The sequence below is a fragment of the Roseovarius sp. S88 genome (assembly GCF_037023735.1).
Classification (GTDB): domain Bacteria; phylum Pseudomonadota; class Alphaproteobacteria; order Rhodobacterales; family Rhodobacteraceae; genus Roseovarius; species Roseovarius phycicola.
Genome location: NZ_CP146069.1, coordinates 1,548,067 through 1,563,291, shown reverse-complemented (window position 1 = coordinate 1,563,291; position 15,225 = coordinate 1,548,067). Strand labels below are relative to the sequence as shown.

The 15,225-nt window shown below is 56.3% G+C and carries 14 protein-coding genes; 6 read left to right on the top strand and 8 right to left on the bottom strand.

Annotated features, from left to right (window positions below):
- The first annotated feature begins 116 nt into the window (after window positions 1-116).
- From RZ517_RS07905 to RZ517_RS07895, 3 genes are all read left to right on the top strand, one after another.
- Window positions 117-980, top strand: a complete 864-nt coding sequence (locus RZ517_RS07905; protein WP_338550908.1) for a MurR/RpiR family transcriptional regulator — start codon at window positions 117-119, stop codon at window positions 978-980.
- A 221-nt stretch (window positions 981-1,201) separates the two neighbouring features.
- The gene (locus RZ517_RS07900) at window positions 1,202-2,152 is read left to right on the top strand and encodes a TAXI family TRAP transporter solute-binding subunit (RefSeq protein ID WP_338550907.1); all 951 of its coding nucleotides are present in this window, start codon (window positions 1,202-1,204) and stop codon (window positions 2,150-2,152) included.
- A gap of 82 nt (window positions 2,153-2,234) precedes the next feature.
- The gene (locus RZ517_RS07895; RefSeq protein WP_338550906.1) at window positions 2,235-4,361 is read left to right on the top strand and encodes a TRAP transporter permease; all 2,127 of its coding nucleotides are present in this window, start codon (window positions 2,235-2,237) and stop codon (window positions 4,359-4,361) included.
- A gap of 24 nt (window positions 4,362-4,385) precedes the next feature.
- On the opposite strand, the gene RZ517_RS07890 is transcribed toward RZ517_RS07895, so the two are convergent.
- From RZ517_RS07890 to dctP, 5 genes are read right to left on the bottom strand one after another with little or no spacing between them, the layout of a single operon-like run.
- Window positions 4,386-5,903, bottom strand: coding sequence for a malonate--CoA ligase (locus RZ517_RS07890; RefSeq protein WP_338550905.1), 1,518 nt, complete (start codon window positions 5,901-5,903; stop codon window positions 4,386-4,388).
- Entirely contained in the window at window positions 5,884-7,161 is a 1,278-nt protein-coding gene (locus RZ517_RS07885) for a malonyl-CoA decarboxylase (RefSeq protein ID WP_338550904.1), read from the bottom strand. Before RZ517_RS07885 ends, RZ517_RS07890 begins: the two co-directional genes overlap by 20 nt.
- Window positions 7,158-8,474, bottom strand: coding sequence for a TRAP transporter large permease (locus tag RZ517_RS07880; protein ID WP_338550903.1), 1,317 nt, complete (start codon window positions 8,472-8,474; stop codon window positions 7,158-7,160). Before RZ517_RS07880 ends, RZ517_RS07885 begins: the two co-directional genes overlap by 4 nt.
- On the bottom strand, window positions 8,474-9,022 hold the full coding sequence (locus RZ517_RS07875; RefSeq protein ID WP_338550902.1) for a TRAP transporter small permease: 549 nt from the start codon (window positions 9,020-9,022) through the stop codon (window positions 8,474-8,476). The genes RZ517_RS07880 and RZ517_RS07875 overlap by 1 nt, the downstream gene beginning before the upstream one ends.
- Window positions 9,023-9,082: 60 nt before the next feature.
- Window positions 9,083-10,069: a TRAP transporter substrate-binding protein DctP gene (gene dctP, locus RZ517_RS07870; RefSeq protein WP_338550901.1), complete on the bottom strand. Its 987-nt coding sequence runs from the start codon at window positions 10,067-10,069 to the stop codon at window positions 9,083-9,085.
- A gap of 134 nt (window positions 10,070-10,203) precedes the next feature.
- On the opposite strand from dctP, the gene RZ517_RS07865 reads away from it, so the two are divergent.
- From RZ517_RS07865 to RZ517_RS07855, 3 genes are all read left to right on the top strand, one after another.
- Window positions 10,204-10,860, top strand: a complete 657-nt coding sequence (locus RZ517_RS07865) for a GntR family transcriptional regulator (RefSeq protein WP_338551126.1) — start codon at window positions 10,204-10,206, stop codon at window positions 10,858-10,860.
- Between the two features lie 159 nt (window positions 10,861-11,019).
- Entirely contained in the window at window positions 11,020-11,859 is an 840-nt protein-coding gene (locus RZ517_RS07860) for a hypothetical protein (protein ID WP_338550900.1), read from the top strand.
- Window positions 11,852-13,045 carry a hypothetical protein gene (locus RZ517_RS07855; RefSeq protein WP_338550899.1) on the top strand — a complete coding sequence of 398 codons (1,194 nt, stop codon included), beginning with the start codon at window positions 11,852-11,854 and terminating at the stop codon, window positions 13,043-13,045. Before RZ517_RS07860 ends, RZ517_RS07855 begins: the two co-directional genes overlap by 8 nt.
- Here the strand turns inward: RZ517_RS07855 and RZ517_RS07850 are convergent.
- From RZ517_RS07850 to RZ517_RS07840, 3 genes are read right to left on the bottom strand one after another with little or no spacing between them, the layout of a single operon-like run.
- Window positions 13,023-13,916: a glycosyltransferase family 2 protein gene (locus tag RZ517_RS07850; RefSeq protein ID WP_338550898.1), complete on the bottom strand. Its 894-nt coding sequence runs from the start codon at window positions 13,914-13,916 to the stop codon at window positions 13,023-13,025. The two genes, RZ517_RS07855 and RZ517_RS07850, sit on opposite strands and share 23 nt — an antisense overlap.
- Window positions 13,917-13,924: 8 nt before the next feature.
- Window positions 13,925-14,989, bottom strand: coding sequence for a glycosyltransferase family 2 protein (locus RZ517_RS07845; protein ID WP_338550897.1), 1,065 nt, complete (start codon window positions 14,987-14,989; stop codon window positions 13,925-13,927).
- Window positions 14,967-15,209, bottom strand: coding sequence for a hypothetical protein (locus RZ517_RS07840; RefSeq protein ID WP_338550896.1), 243 nt, complete (start codon window positions 15,207-15,209; stop codon window positions 14,967-14,969). The genes RZ517_RS07845 and RZ517_RS07840 overlap by 23 nt, the downstream gene beginning before the upstream one ends.
- Between the last annotated feature and the right edge of the window lie 16 nt (window positions 15,210-15,225).

The window sequence follows — 15,225 nt, the reverse complement described above, 5'->3', positions numbered from 1 at the left end:
TTTCTTCATCAGACTTGCGACTGTCAAATGTTTTTTGATGAATTTTTTTACAAGATCGTACATCATGTAAAAAATCGACCAAAAATTCCGCACACACAGTGACAAGAGACTGGACGTTGAGCACCAATACGATTGCCGAAAAACTGCAGGACCGCTCGGATGACTTGACACGATCGGAACGACAGCTTTGCGACGTGATCTTGCAGAACTACCCCGCGTCGGGCCTTGGCACGATCACCTCATTGGCCGAAGCGGCTGAGGTCTCGACCCCCACGGTGGCAAGGCTTGTGCAAAAACTTGGGTTTTCGGGGTTTCCCGAGTTTCAACGCGCCTTGAGGGCCGAGTTGAACGAAAAAATCTCAAGCCCCCTGACCAAGCGCGCCTCTTGGGTGGATGATGCGCCTGAGGGTCATGTGCTCAACCGTTTCACCAAGGCGGTCATCGACAACATTGGTCAATCCATGTCCAAAATCGCCCCTGCTGAGTTTGAGCATTGCTGCGATTTGATCAGTGATCCCTCTCGCAAAATCTATGTCATCGGCGGACGTATCACGCGGACCTTGGCAGATTACTTCTTTTTGCACCTGCAGGTCATTCGGGATGATGTCGTGCAGATCACCTCAAGCTCAAATGCCTGGCCACATTATTTGCTGGACCTTAATGAAAAAGACGTCGTCGTGATCTTTGACATTCGCAGATACGAAAACGGCACGCTCAAATTAGCGGAAATGGCGCGCGAGCGTGGGGCCGATATCGTGCTGTTCACCGATCAATGGGTGTCGCCCATCGCGGAGCACGCAACGGTTAGTTTTGCCAGCCACATTGCTGTGCCCTCCGCATGGGACTCAAACCTGACACTCATGCTCATGTCCGAGATCGTGATTGCCGAAGTGCAGGAGCGTGACTGGGAGCACACGCAAGCACGCATGGAAGCCTTGGAAGACATGTTCGACCGCACCAAGCTGTTTCGAAAGTTCTGAACAGCTCTGATCTGGTTTTCACTTTTTAAAATTTGCCCACCCTTTGGCTCTTGCCGCCGAAGAGTCCCACATCACAATCCGTTGAAGACCTTGCCGTCGGGCATGCCCGACTTAGTTTTCCACACTACAAAGAATACAAAACAAGCGCTGTTTCAGCGAAACTCTGACAGGAGGACATGATGACGATCTTGCACAAATTTGGTGCCTTCAAAACGCTTGCCTTGGCAGGCGCAATCGGGTTGGCGGCGCCAGCGGTATTTGCTGAGGACAAAAGCGACTGGCCCGACAGCTTTTCTGTCGGAACAGCGAGCCAAGGTGGCACGTATTTTGTATACGGTGCCGGGTGGGCCAACATGGTCTCAGAAGCATTGGGCATCCCCGGCGGCACAGAGGTGACAGGCGGACCAGTTCAAAACGCTGCGCTTGTTCAGACTGGCGAACTTGACATGGCAATGGTCACGATGGGGCCGGCATTTGATGCAATTAATGGCGAAAGCGCTCTGGCGCCCGGCCTCAAGCACGACAAAATCCGCGCGATTTTTCCTATGTACAAAACCGGCTTTCATGCCGTAACGCTCGCTGGTTCGGGTATTTCAAGTTTCGCAGATATACCTGATGGCACCGTTGTAGGGGTTGGACCTGCGGGTGGCACGCCGGGAACTTACTGGCCACGTATCCTCGAAGGTATGGGAAAAAACGTTGAGTTCCGGAACGGCGGTGCAGCTGACCTTGCTGGTCAACTTCAGGATGGCTTGATCGACGTTTACACTTGGGCAGGCGGCCTGCCCTATCCAGCTTTTAGTCAGCTCGATGCACAAACTGATGTGACCTATTTTGGATTTACGCCCGAGGAACAAGGTGAAGTTGTTGCCACCCAACCCGTGGCGACTTTCACAATTCCAGCTGGCACCTATCCTTCACTGGAAGACGATCAATTGAGCGTCTCAATGTGGAATTTTGCTATCGCGCATGCGGACGTGCCAGAAAGTCTTGTGTATGAAGTTGTGAAAACGGTAATGACCAGCAATCCACAAATGTTGGAGATCCATAAAGCAGCAGCTGAAACCCTGCCGGAAAATTTCGATAAGAATACCTTTATTCCCTGGCATCCCGGTGCAGTGCGTTGGTTTGAAGAAAACGGCTTCGACATTCCAGATGAACTCAAGGGCTGAGACGCGTCGCTAGAGAACTCGAAATTAGCACTCTGTCAGCACGACAGGGTGCTAATTTCATGCGGATCAACGGACAAAACAAATGACAGATGCGCGCACGCAGCGGGTGGAGGTAACACAAACAGAGCAGGACACGCCTGCCCTTGAAACGCACGACCTGTTAACTCAGGTCGGCTTTTTGCTGTGCGCAATTTATAGCGGCTGGCATCTCTATGTTTTGAATATAGCGCCCCTTGAAACCTGGACATTTCGGATAATGCACATTGCAGGTGCTCTTGTGCTTGGATTTGGCATGAGCGCCGCTGTTTCGGTGCGCCCGGTTCCAGACACCGCGGCGGGTCGATTTTCAGTTGTGCTTGGTGGGTTGGCCTTGGTTGCCACTTTGACTGCGCTTGGTTTTCTTTCCGCAGCCGTTCTGCTGATGTCGCCCGATGCAACGGCACCACCTGACTGGACATTGGCGTTCTTCGGCTGGACGTTGGCCATCGGCACGCTTGTTGCTTTGGTAACCGGTTGGCTCTACCCAGCTCGGCGCGGACAACTGCCATTGTCCAATATTGCACTGATTGTAGCCACATTGTCGAGTTGCGGGTTCATCTTGTTCAGCCTTGACACGTTGTCGCTGCGCCTGCGTGCTGGTACGCCATTTGCCGATCCAAACAATGGTTGGGCCGCATTCGTGATCGTCTTGCTGATTGCGGAGCTGACACGACGTGTTGCGGGAATGGCTCTGGTTGTGATCGCCCTGGTATTTATCGCCTACGCCTTTGCGGGTCCCTGGATGCCCGGATTCCTGGAACACAAAGGGTATGACGCCAACCGCTTTTTTACTTATGTATTCACTGACAATGGCGTGCTCGGGCCGACGACTGCAGTATCGTCCACATACATCATTCTCTTCATTGTATTCGCCGCATTTCTGCAAAGCTCGAAGGTGGGCGACTACTTTGTCAACTTTGCCTTTGCCGCCGCAGGTAGAGCACGCGGTGGGCCAGCTAAAGTGTCCGTCCTGGCCTCGGGCCTCATGGGCATGATCAACGGTACGTCTGCGGGCAACGTTGTATCTACTGGTTCGCTCACCATTCCCTTGATGAAAAAAGTGGGATACCAGCCCAAATCAGCAGCTGCGATCGAAGCGGCGGCTTCTACGGGTGGTCAAATCATGCCCCCCATCATGGGGGCCGGTGCGTTCATCATGGCCGAGATCACAGGCATCCCTTACACGGAATTGGTTGTCGCGGCTCTGATCCCTGCCATCCTCTACTTTGCCTCAATTTATTTCATGGTCGATTTTGAGGCCAGCCGGACGGGCATGCGAGGTTTGAGATCAGATGAGTTGCCAAAGATGTCTGAACTCATCCGGCAGGTATATCTTTTCCTTCCGATCGTTATTTTGATCGGAGCTCTCTTCAGCGGGTACTCCGTCATTCGCGCCGGTACATTGGCCATTGCCTCAGCGGCGGTTGTCAGTTGGCTGACCCCCTACCGCATGGGTCCAAAGCAAGTCTATGAGGCGCTCGGCAACGGCGGGCGCATGTCGCTTCAGATCATCATTGTGTGCGCCTGTGCTGGATTGATTGTTGGGGTTATCTCTCTAACCGGAGTCGGGGCCCGCTTTTCCAACTTGCTGTTTGATCTGGCACAACAAAGCACCCTTCTGGCACTTGTCTTTGCGATGATGATCGCCGTGATCCTCGGTATGGGCATGCCCACAACAGCCGCCTATGCTGTTGCCGCATCGGTTGTAGCGCCAGGGCTCATCGAGATCGGGATCAAGCCTCTGGTTGCACATTTCTTTGTCTTCTACTTTGCCGTGGTCTCAGCAATCACGCCCCCCGTGGCTCTTGCGGCCTATGCAGGTGCCGCGATCGCAGGCTCTGAGCCGATGCGCACGTCGATCACCAGCTTCAAGGTCGGACTTGCGGCCTTTATCGTACCTTTCATGTTCTACTATAGCCCGGGCCTTTTGATGGAAGCGCCCTGGTATGTCAGCCTGCGCAATCTCGTCACGGCGCTTGTAGGCGTTTACATGCTGGCAGGCGCTGTCCAGGGCTGGTTTATCGGATCAGCAGGGCCGTTTATGCGGGTTTTATTGTTGGTTGGGGCCGTTTTCATGATTTCAGGGGACTGGCGCACCGACCTTTTGGGGATCGCGATTGCGGGGTCCTTGATACTCATCGGCTGGAAGGCAGGAAAGCAAACGGCCTGATTTGAGCCAGCAAACATCCCTGACTTATGCAGGCACAAAGAGGTCCTTGTACTGGTCCCGCAGGATGTTCTTTTGCACCTTCCCCATCGCATTGCGCGGCAAGGCGTCAAGGCACACGAGCTTACGTGGATGTTTGAAGCGCGCCAGGGATGTGGTGGCGGCACAGGCTATGGCGTCAAGGTCAGGCGTTTCACCGGATTCCGGAACGACAACCCCGACGACCGTTTCCCCGAAATCCGCATGAGGCACGCCGATCACGGCGCTTTCCAGCACACCGGGTTGCGCATCAAGCACCAGCTCAATTTCTTTAGGGTAGATGTTGTAGCCGCCCGAGATGATCAGGTCCTTGTTGCGCCCGACAATATGCACATAGCCACGATCATCGATCAGGCCGAGATCGCCGGTGATAAAGAACCCGTCTTCGCGCAGCTCAGCGGCGGTTTTTTCTGGCATCTGCCAGTAGCCTTTGAAGACGTTGGGGCCGCGCACTTCGATCTGCCCCACTGTGTCTTTGGGCAGGGTTTCTCCAGTTTCAGGATCAGTGATCTTCAATTCGACACCCGGCAAAGGAAAGCCAACCGTGCCTGCCCGACGTTCACCGTCATAAGGGTTGGACGTGTTCATGTTGGTCTCGGTCATACCGTAGCGTTCAAGGATACGGTGACCGGTGCGGGCCTCGAACTGTGCGTGCGTCTCGGCCAGAAGCGGAGCAGACCCCGAAATGAACAGGCGCATATGTGCTGTCAGGTCCTTGGTAAAGCGCTCATCGCTCATGAGACGTGTATAGAACGTGGGCACACCCATCATTGATGTCGCCTGCGGCATCAGCGCGATCATGTCCTCGACATTGAATTTGGAAACGAAAATCATCGCACCGCCAGCAATGAGCGTGATGTTGGTTCCAACAAAAAGCCCATGGGTGTGAAAGATCGGCAAGGCGTGCAACAGCACGTCCTTGTCGGTGAAATGCCAGCGCTCGGCCAGGGTGCGCGCATTGGACAGCAGGTTGGCTTGCGTGAGCATTGCGCCTTTTGAGCGCCCCGTTGTGCCAGAGGTGTAGAGAAACGCAGCAAGGTCATCTTCGACGCGTGCGGCGGTATCAAAAATGTCTGGCTGATGGCTTGCCTTGCCCACCAAGGTGCCACACCCGGCTGCATCCAGCGTTTCCAGAACCGCGCCTGAACTTGCGACAACGGGCGCCAACCCGTCGCGCTGTGCGGGATCACAGATCACCGCGCGCGCGCCGCTGTTATCGATGAAATAGCTAAGTTCATCGACCGTGTAGGCCGTGTTCAAAGGTAGAAAGACCAATCCGGCCTGCACGCAAGCCGCATAGAGCGCCAGGGCATCGGGAGACTTCTCGACCTGTACGGCTACGCGGTCGCCGGTCTGTAGGCCCATTGCTTTCAGAACGTGCGCATATTGAGCGGCTTTCGCCAGAAACGCGTTGTGCGTCCAGACCGTCCCATCCGGCAGGATGAGGAACGGTGTGCTTTGACCGGCATGTTTACCGAATAGCTCATCATAAAGCGGGTTTGTCATCGACCACCCCCTGCTTGAGGGTTTTTGCCGCAGATTGGCTCAGAGAACGGATTTCCGAGGACATGGCGATTTTGTTCTGAACGGCAAAGTGTTCATGGTTTTGCGCCACTTTTGCGAGGTCGTAGAGATAGTTGACCATCACGCCATGGGACTGTTGCAGCCCTTTCTCCGAAACATCGGCCTGGGCATGTACCATCTGAACCTGTGCGCCATTGCCCAAGTGGAACCGCGCGACAGGATCACGCGGTGTGTCATCTGGCCGTTTGGCTGCAACAAGGTAATGCGCCGCCATCGCGCGCATCAGGTCGTGATCCCCTGGAGCTGCCTCTGGCAGCGCGTCACTCAGCCAGCGGGCAAAGCCGGGGATCGGTGACAGCGTGACAAAGGTTTTCAACCCCGGTAGTTCTAGCGACAGGTCAGCCGCCACTTGCTTGATCAACGAATTGCCAAAGGAAATTCCCGCAAGCCCGGCCTGACAGTTGGAGATCGAGTAGAACACCGCTGTGTCCGCGTCATCGGCCAGAATGCCCGCGCGCTCTTCGGACAGCAGGTTCTGGACAGAGCCTGGAATACCCAAGGTCAACGCCACTTCGACAAAAATCAGAGGCTCATCTGGCATCGCTGGATGGAAAAATGCGAAACAGCGCCGGTCAGCAGGTTCAAGACGGCGGCGCAGGTCTTCCCAGCTATCGATGGCATGGACCGCCTCATAGGCGATGATCTTTTCCAGAATATGCGCCGGGCTTTGCCAGTTAATTGGTCGCAGCACCAGAAAGCCGCGGTTGAACCAGGACGCAAAGAGATGGCGAAAATCGATATCGAGCGCCTCAAGTGATGGATCACCCACTGACAGGCGCAATAGGTCTGCACGCATGTTGACCAGTTGCCCGGTGGCATTGGGCACCATGTTGAGGCGCCGGATCAATTCCTGTCGCTGCGGTTCGGCCGCCAACAAAAAGCTTTTGTAGCTCGCTCTGCCCGGATCAGCCTCGTAAGTCGACAGCGCCCCGCGCACAGTTTCTGGGTCGATATTCATGTCTTCGGCCACGTGGCGGAAGAACGCGCGTTTTCCATCATCGTCCATCTCGGCAAAGCGGGTCAGGATCAATTGCCCCAGCGCACGCCCTTCGCCTTCGCTGCTGGCATTGACCAGCGCCGCGGCAAGATCTTCCGTGCTGCGCGCATCATCGGAAAACAGGTTTGCAAACTTCACCCTGCGGTCAAAAACTGTCGACAACAGATCGGCGAGCATTGTCATTTTGTGGCTCCCATCACGGCATCTGGTAACCATGTGGCGATGCCGGGAAACAGGCACAAGAGGATGATTGCGATGATCATGCAGGCGACGAATGGCAACGAGCCTTTGAGGATCGTTTTGAGCGAGATGTCAGGCGCGATGCCGTTGATGACATAAAGGTTGAGACCGACAGGCGGTGAAATCAGGCCGATTTCCATATTGATGGTCAGCACCACGGCAAACCAGATTGGGTCGAACCCGGCGGTGGTGATGATGGGCAACAGGATTGGGGCCGCCATCAGGATCACAGCCACCGGCGGCAGGAAGAAACCGGCGATTAGCAGGAAGACATTGATCGCGCCCATCAAAACCCAGCGGTTTACGTCGAGTGTGCCAATCCATTCAGCAATGGCCTGGGTGATGAAGAGCGATGAGAGCATGTAGCTGAAAACGCCCGCCGCTGCGATGATGAAGAGGATCATCACAGATTCCTTGGTGCTGTCGCGCAAAACAACCCAGAGATCGCGTGGATTCCAGAGCTTGTAGATGATCATCGCAATGAGCAGGCACATGAGCGCACCCACAGCGGCGGTCTCAGACGGCGTCGCGATACCACCGTACATGGCATAAAGTACGCCGAATATGATACCGAGAAACGGCAAGACGCGCGGCAGGATTTCGAATTTTTCACGCCATGTGTAGCTGCCTGAGCTGAGTACAGTCGCGTCACCGGAGCGCCAGGTCGAATAGAGCGACCACGCCATGAAGAGCCCAACCAGAAGCAGGCCGGGGAACACCCCGGCCAGGAACAATCGCCCAATCGATGTCTCGGTGGCGATGCCATAAACGATCATGGTCACGGAAGGCGGGATCAGGATGCCCAGCGTGCCACCGGCTGCGATGGAGCCAGCGGCCACGGCATCCGGGTAGCCGCGTTTGCGCATCTCGGGGATACCCATTTTACCGATGGCCGCACATGTTGCCGGTGATGACCCCGACATGGCCGAGAAGAGCGCGCAGGCCCCAAGGTTCGAAACCACCAGTCCTCCGGGTACGCGGGTGAGCCAACGCTCCAGAGCCTCGTATAGATCCGCGCCTGCCCGCGTGGACGCAATCGACGCGCCCATGATGATGAACATCGGGATCGACAAAAGAGCGAAGTTGTCGAGCTTGCCAAAGAGAATTTCGGGCATGAGCTCCAGCGAGCGCATCCCATCAAAGACGATCAAAAAACCAGCTGAGACGATGAGAAGTCCCAGGGCAACCGAAACGCCTGAGAAGAGAACAAATATAGTGAAAAAGGCGACCAGCGCGCCAAGGACAAGAGGATCCATCAGCCGTCCTCCAGCCCAAAGGGTTTGTCAACGCCGATGATCACAGCCACCAGGTCAGCAATCAGTTGTAGCAGCAGAAGGCCAAACCCAACAGGCAAAGCAAGGTAAGGAATCCAAAGCCTTACGCCCCATACTGTATCTGATTTCCAGCCGCGTTCCCATGCGAAATGCCAATAGTCGTAGCCGTAGAAAAGCATGACGCCCACGATCAGGATCGATAGGCTGAGCGTAACCATGGCCAAGCCAAACCGTGCCTTTGGTGGCAAGGCCAGCGGGATCAGATCGACATTCACGTGACCGCGCAAGCGCTGCACATATGGCAGGCCAATAAGCGTGGCTGCGATGACCAGGTAGATCACCGCCTCGGTCTGCCACACGGTTGAGCCGTTGAGCACAAAGCGCACAAAGATCATCTGGCAGGTGATCATCACCGCCGCCACGATCATGGCCGCCGAGCACCACCCCGCCAGCGTGGAGACCGCCGCAACTGAGCGCAAAAAGAGATTGTCCCCGACGCGTGCGACCGAGGCGTTGCTTTGGCCAGCCATGGCTCACTCCTGATTCAGAATGTGGTGGGGCCGCATCGGGCGGCCCCGCTCAGCCGTGTGTCACTCAACTGAAAGAGCAAGGTCAAGCAGGTCCTGACCACCCGGTGTGTCCTTCACAAAGGCTTTGTAGGACGTTTCTTGCGCCAAAGCGCGCCAGGCGTCGAATTCTTCGAGTGTCATGTTGGCAATCTCAACGCCGTTGTCCGCAAAGACCTTGGCCGATTCCGCGTCTTGTTTCTTGGCTTCTTCAAGATAGAAGGCCTCAGCCTTTTCCGCGCCCGCCATGATGGCGGCTTGCTGCGCTTCGGTGAGACCCTCAAATGTGGATTTGTTCATCAAGAGCGGCTGATACATGAACCACAAGGCAAAGTCGCTGGCCGGTGTATAGCAGGCCACTTGTTCGTAGATGCGGTAGCTGACGAAGGATGATGACGAGGTGTTCGCCGCTGTCAAAACACCCGTCTGCATGGCGTTGTAGATCTCGGATGAGGCCATCGAGGCAATAGATGCCCCTGCCCCGGCCAGCATCTGTTCAAACGCTTTGCCAGCGGCGCGGGTTTGTTGACCTTTGACGTCCTCCGGGCTTGTGATGCACCCGTCTTTGCCAACAAAGCCACCTGCGAGATAGCCGTGCACTAGCACCTTCACATCATCCTCGGCCATCAGATCTTCCAGCTTGCCCATGAATTCGCTTTCATTCAGGCGAGCGGCATGGTCATGGTTTTTCACCAAGCCGGGCATCAAAGTCAGATTGAACTCTGGGCGCTGTCCACCTGCGTAGCTGAGCGGGAACACCGTCATATCCAACTGACCCCGGCTCAGGGGCTTGTATTGTTCACGCGGTTTGAACAGCGATTTGGACGGGAAAATCTTGATTTCCAAGTCTACGTCAGCCGCGGCGACTTCGTTCGCGACGATCTCTGCCACCTTATGACGGACATCTGATGTGGACCATTGGTGCGACAGCCTTAGCTCTGCGGCTTCGGCGGCCCATGTGCCTGCCAAAAGCGCGGTCGCCGCCACGGTGGCGGTGAACTTTATAGTCATAACATTCCTCCCATTGCGCTTCCGATTCTAGATCGGACTGCTTTCAAGTTGCAGTGCGTGCGTTCAGAGTCAACATTTTTGTATACAATAATAACAATCTTGCGCACGATTACGTGGCATGTTAAATGCGAAACATGGAACGCAAGCGGGCAGACATCATCGCGGATGAGCTTGAAGGGCTGATTTTTGACGGCACATTTGCCGATGGTGAACGGCTGGATGAAGTCCAACTGTCCGAACGCTTTTCGGTATCGCGCACCCCAATTCGGGAAGCTTTACAGCGCCTTGCTCAATCTGGCCTGGTCGAACAGATCCCTCGGCGGGGCGTATTTGTCCGACAGCCCGGCCCCATTGAGCTCATCGAGATGTTCGAAGTTATGGCGGAGTTGGAAGCCACCAGCGCCCGCTTTGCGGCGTCGCGCATTTCTGACGAGGCTCTTCGCGACCTCAACAAGATCAACGCGCGCTGCAACGCCGCGGTCGAAGCGCAGGATACCGACAGATACTACCGTGAGAACGAGAGGTTTCATGCCCTTCTCTACCGGCACTCCGGCAACCGGTTTCTGGAACAAGAATGCCTGCGGCTGCAACGGCGCTTGCAGCCCTTTCGGCGTATTCAATTGCGCCTTAGAGGCCGGTTGAAGCAGTCTATGGGCGAACATGAGCAGATCGTGGCGGCCCTCGAAGACGGTGATGGGGACATGGCGGCCAACGTGATCCGCACACATGTCGCGGTGCAGGGTGAGAAGTTTCACCACCTGATGAGTAGTCTGAAACCCGCGGCGGAATAGGTCCAGTTTCTGACCGGCACAAGTCTGCTCAAGTTTTCATCAACTGATGGCAAATCCTCGCTGAAACCCAGGCAGCCATCTGAGCCGACGCAATCTCGCCACTTTTTCGAAACATGTAAGCAAACAAGGAATTCACCAAGGTTCCCAGGGGTGCTGCCAATGAGCCTTTTTGACGTCACGCAAAGCCGCACAACACGCCGGTCCCGGGTCTACTCCGGTCGGATCAAGCGGTCGCTTCTGGGCGCTGGATTGCGGCATCCGGCGATTTTCCTGCATTTGCCGAAATGTGGTGGCACGTCTCTGTCTGAGGCGCTCTATGCCACGGTGCCGATTCACAAACGCGTTGGCGTGATTGATGCCCTCTCAACCCGGCGTGCTGCCTCTGTTCTTGCCTTTGGCGAAGACGATCCGTGGCGGTGTCACGATGACCTGGAACATGGTCACCACACGTTCGATCTGCGCGAGCGGCTTTTGCTGACGCATGGGTGCTGGAACACCGATTTGGTGCATGGGCATGTTTTATTGACTGAGCGCGTGCGCACGCATCTGCTGGGTCGGTATAAGCTTTTGACGATCATGCGGGATCCGGTGGCACGCACGATTTCGAATTATCGCATGGCCGTGGCTGCCGGCATCGCCGATCGGGACCCGGACGTCTGGCTGCAAAGCCCGATCGCACGGGCGCATTGCACGACTTACCTGCGATATCTGTCAGGCCAACACAGCGTTCCTAAGGACGCGGAAACCGCCAGCTTGGTGTATGCGACGAAGGCTTTGGAGGAGTTCGCTTTAATCGGATTTCTTGAAGATATAGAACAGTTTGCGGCTGAATTCGAACAGCTTTTTGGCGCTGGACTGAGTTTGCACAAGTACAATCAGGGCAAGGGACCTGACATCGCGTTCACGCCTGATCAACTGGACCGGCTTTATGAGATGTGCGCGGCCGACGCCGCACTCTACGCGCGGGCCAAAGAGTTGCAGGGCCTTGCCGGTGCGTGACGCCCGACGGCCAATACGACTGGCGTATTTCGCGCATGATTGGGGCGACGCGGCGATCAAACGGCGCGTGGCGGGGTTCGCGCGCGATGGCATCGACGTGGCAGGATTTGCCAGCTATCGGACTGACCTCGCGCGGCCAGACTGGGTCGTGACGGATCTGGGTCGAACCTACGACAATGGGTATCTGCACCGAGTACGTGCGGTGCTACAGGGCGCAAAAAAAGCGCAGGTCCCTGCCTTGGCAGACGCTGATCTGATCGTGGCACGCAATCTCGACATGCTGTTAACGGCACTGCTTGCGCGGCGGCGCGCGCGGCTGAGCACGCCTGTGATCTATGAATGTCTGGACATTCATCGACTTGTTGCACGGCGGGACCGTATCGGCGCACTCTTTCGGGCCATCGAGCGCCGCGCTTTGCGACATTGTGTTGGGCATTGGGTCTCGTCTCCTGCGTTTCTGAGCGCACATTTTGAGCGGTACTACCCGGATGCAGGCGGCGCGCAGGTGTTGGAAAACCGTTTGCAAACGCGCATTGGGCCGCGACCAGATGACGTGACTGACAAGAGTAGCAAACTGCGGATCGGTTGGTTTGGCAATTTGCGCTGCGCGCGGTCTCTGAAGCTTTTATGCAGTCTGTCCAAACAGTTCGAGGGCCGTGTTGAGGTCATTTTGCGCGGATATCCGGCGGAGGCGGAACTTCCTGATTTTCATCAGATCATCGCGGCGCACCCAAATTTGACTTATGGCGGGCGCTATCGTTGGCCGGATGAATTGGCGGCTCTTTATGCCCAGGTCGATATGGTTTGGGCCGGGGATTTCATGGATGCAGGCCTGAACTCACAATGGCTCTTACCCAACCGGCTGTATGAAGGGGGGTGGTATGGCTGCCCGCCCATTGCCCCGGCGTCTTCGCAGACCGGTCAATGGATCTCGGGACACGCGAGTGGTATTGTCATCAAGGAACCGCTTGAACGCACCCTGCCGTCCGTTGTTTCGCGTATTCTAGAAGACCGAAGCCTAGTGCACAAAGCGCGACAGACTCTGCTTGAGTTGCCCGACGAAGTGTTCGTTGAACCCATTGGCACACTAAGGATGCTGGTGGACGCGGCTATTACCCAAGACCCGCCGCCGACGCAAACCGCATCTTCTGAACAAACAACGTCTAGTATTGCGTCTTCGGTGTGATCCGCGCCAGACCCGCCATCACGCCCAAATGCATGACGCCCCGTCGCAACCACCAAAGTCTGCTTGTCGCAAATCCGGCTGACACCAAAGCCCGGAGCAGGCAGTAAAGCGCCTTCGTCAACGCCACAAGGATCAGCTTGGGAAGCGCCCATAAGCGCGCATCCCTGCGGCTAAGCTCGCCAAACACATGCCCGGCATTAAAGCTTCTGCGCATGAGCCAGCCGGGGTGCAGCCGGGCCGGTGCGACATCCTCATAGACCTTTGCATCGTCGCAAATGCCAAATTGCGCACCGGTTTGCCAAAGCCTGTGGAAATAGTCGGTGTCTTCTCCGCCAGTCCGACCTTTGGCCACATCAAACCGGAGCGCGCGTGTGGACGCGGGGCGCATATCAACAAGCGCATTACAAGTGTGCCCGGTGCGCACCTCGCCGCGACGCACAACCGGCCGGTTGGAATGAAAGTCCCCGTTGGCAATGTGAGTGGGGGCGTCTTGCGGGTAGATGGCGATGGCCGGGCCAAACACCGCGTCGTGTCCTTTGCTCAGGAGTGCCTCGAAAAGACGTCGAAGCCAGGTCTGGTCGACGATTTCATCGTCATCAAGCCAGGCCACGAAATCTGCGTCAGAACTGTCCAGGCAAGCATTCCGTGCAATCGAAATGTTGCGCGCAGGGGCGTGGACATAAGCGACGGGCAAGGATGTTGCACATGTGTCGATGATGGGTCGGGCACTTGGCTTGGCATCGTTATCTGCCACCCTAACTTGGACAACTGTGCCGTCAGGTCGCTCAATTTCACTCAGGGAGGTGAGCGTTTTGGCCAGATGCGGCCGCCTGTAGGTGCAAATACAGATATCGATGTGCCATGGTCGCATCTTGGTCTTCACCCTGTTTGCACCTCGGAAGAGCGCGGCTTGGAGATCGTGCAGACCCGACGCAGAAATCCAAGCGCCCAGGCTATGTGCATCGCGCCAAGCGCAAGTCCGGCCCAAAGCCCTTCGGCACTGCGCAACAGGCCTGCAGCGATGAGGGACGTGCCCAAAAGCACGCCTGCATAGAGCGCTGGCCACACCAGACCGAGCGATGTGAAGGGCATCGCGCACGCCGAGACCAGCAACACCAGCAGGTTGAGCACCGGTGCCAGTTGACGCAGGCGAGGACGGGCGTTGTGTTTCAGCAAGGTATTCGCCCGGCCGTGCCCATAATTCCAGTACTGACGCCAAACGGCGCCCAATGTGGGTCGCATCACATAGGCAATCCGCGTTTGATCGGTGAGCCAGATCTTTCCTCCGGATTGCGTCAGACGCATATCGTATTCGGCGTCTTCATTGTGACTGATGGCGGGGTCATACCCTCCAACGCGGCGGAACCAATCAATGTCAAAGGCTGCGTGATGACCGTGGTCCACATACTGTGCTTTTTGCCCGCCACGATGGGTCGATCCGCCTGATCCCAATGGCGTATCGACAATCCAGGCGGCGGCTTTTTGAAACCCACCCTGCCCTGTGGCGTCCATGGCCGTTACAACGGATGCAGATTTGACACGAGCATGTTCCCGGGCAAGCGCCTGAACATATCCCACGGGGTAGATGGCATGCACATCGCATCTCACCAAAAGCTTGTGATATGGCTTGGACAGATGTGTCACGGCGGCATTGACCCCAGCTGCTTGCAAGCGGTGTGGATTGTGCAGCAGATGCAAGTTTGGATAGGTGCGCTTCAGGCGCAAAACGATATCCTGCGTGCCATCGGTGCTGCCGCCATCGGCGACAACCACCGTGCAGTGTGACATCCAATGCGCCGGGCGCATCAGCGACTGCAGGCAGCTTTCGATGTGTTCTGCTTCATTCAGCGCGGGCAGAACCACAAGAACATCGCCTGGCTCTACCGCACCTGGTGCGATCTCGGGGTCGGCAACCCAGCTGCTATTTGGGGTCTCCGCTGTCATCGGGCCGTCGATCCAGGATCAGGCCAATCACCAAAAGACACAAAGGACCGGCAAGGAAGAATGCTGCCAGGATCATCCAGAAGCCCCCATCCGCCAGATACACGATCAAGGCCAGCGCGCAGCTTAGTACCGGCGCCAGCAGCAACAGCCCCTTCAAAACATACCCCCCAGTCGAAACAGCGCTAACTATAGCGGTGTATTTGGATTTTGGAATGTTCATTTGGTTTGTCCTTGGG

Excerpts from the sequence above, each read along its gene's own strand:
- RZ517_RS07895 (WP_338550906.1), top strand. The coding sequence starts at position 2,235 with ATGACAGATGCGCGCACGCAGCGGGTGGAGGTAACACAAACAGAGCAG.
- RZ517_RS07875 (WP_338550902.1), bottom strand. The coding sequence starts at position 9,022 with ATGGCTGGCCAAAGCAACGCCTCGGTCGCACGCGTCGGGGACAATCTC.
- RZ517_RS07850 (WP_338550898.1), bottom strand. The coding sequence starts at position 13,916 with ATGCGACCATGGCACATCGATATCTGTATTTGCACCTACAGGCGGCCG.
- RZ517_RS07890 (WP_338550905.1), bottom strand. The coding sequence starts at position 5,903 with ATGACAAACCCGCTTTATGATGAGCTATTCGGTAAACATGCCGGTCAA.
- RZ517_RS07880 (WP_338550903.1), bottom strand. The coding sequence starts at position 8,474 with ATGGATCCTCTTGTCCTTGGCGCGCTGGTCGCCTTTTTCACTATATTT.
- RZ517_RS07840 (WP_338550896.1), bottom strand. The coding sequence starts at position 15,209 with ATGAACATTCCAAAATCCAAATACACCGCTATAGTTAGCGCTGTTTCG.
- RZ517_RS07865 (WP_338551126.1), top strand. The coding sequence starts at position 10,204 with ATGGAACGCAAGCGGGCAGACATCATCGCGGATGAGCTTGAAGGGCTG.
- RZ517_RS07885 (WP_338550904.1), bottom strand. The coding sequence starts at position 7,161 with ATGACAATGCTCGCCGATCTGTTGTCGACAGTTTTTGACCGCAGGGTG.
- RZ517_RS07845 (WP_338550897.1), bottom strand. The coding sequence starts at position 14,989 with ATGACAGCGGAGACCCCAAATAGCAGCTGGGTTGCCGACCCCGAGATC.
- dctP (WP_338550901.1), bottom strand. The coding sequence starts at position 10,069 with ATGACTATAAAGTTCACCGCCACCGTGGCGGCGACCGCGCTTTTGGCA.
- RZ517_RS07860 (WP_338550900.1), top strand. The coding sequence starts at position 11,020 with ATGAGCCTTTTTGACGTCACGCAAAGCCGCACAACACGCCGGTCCCGG.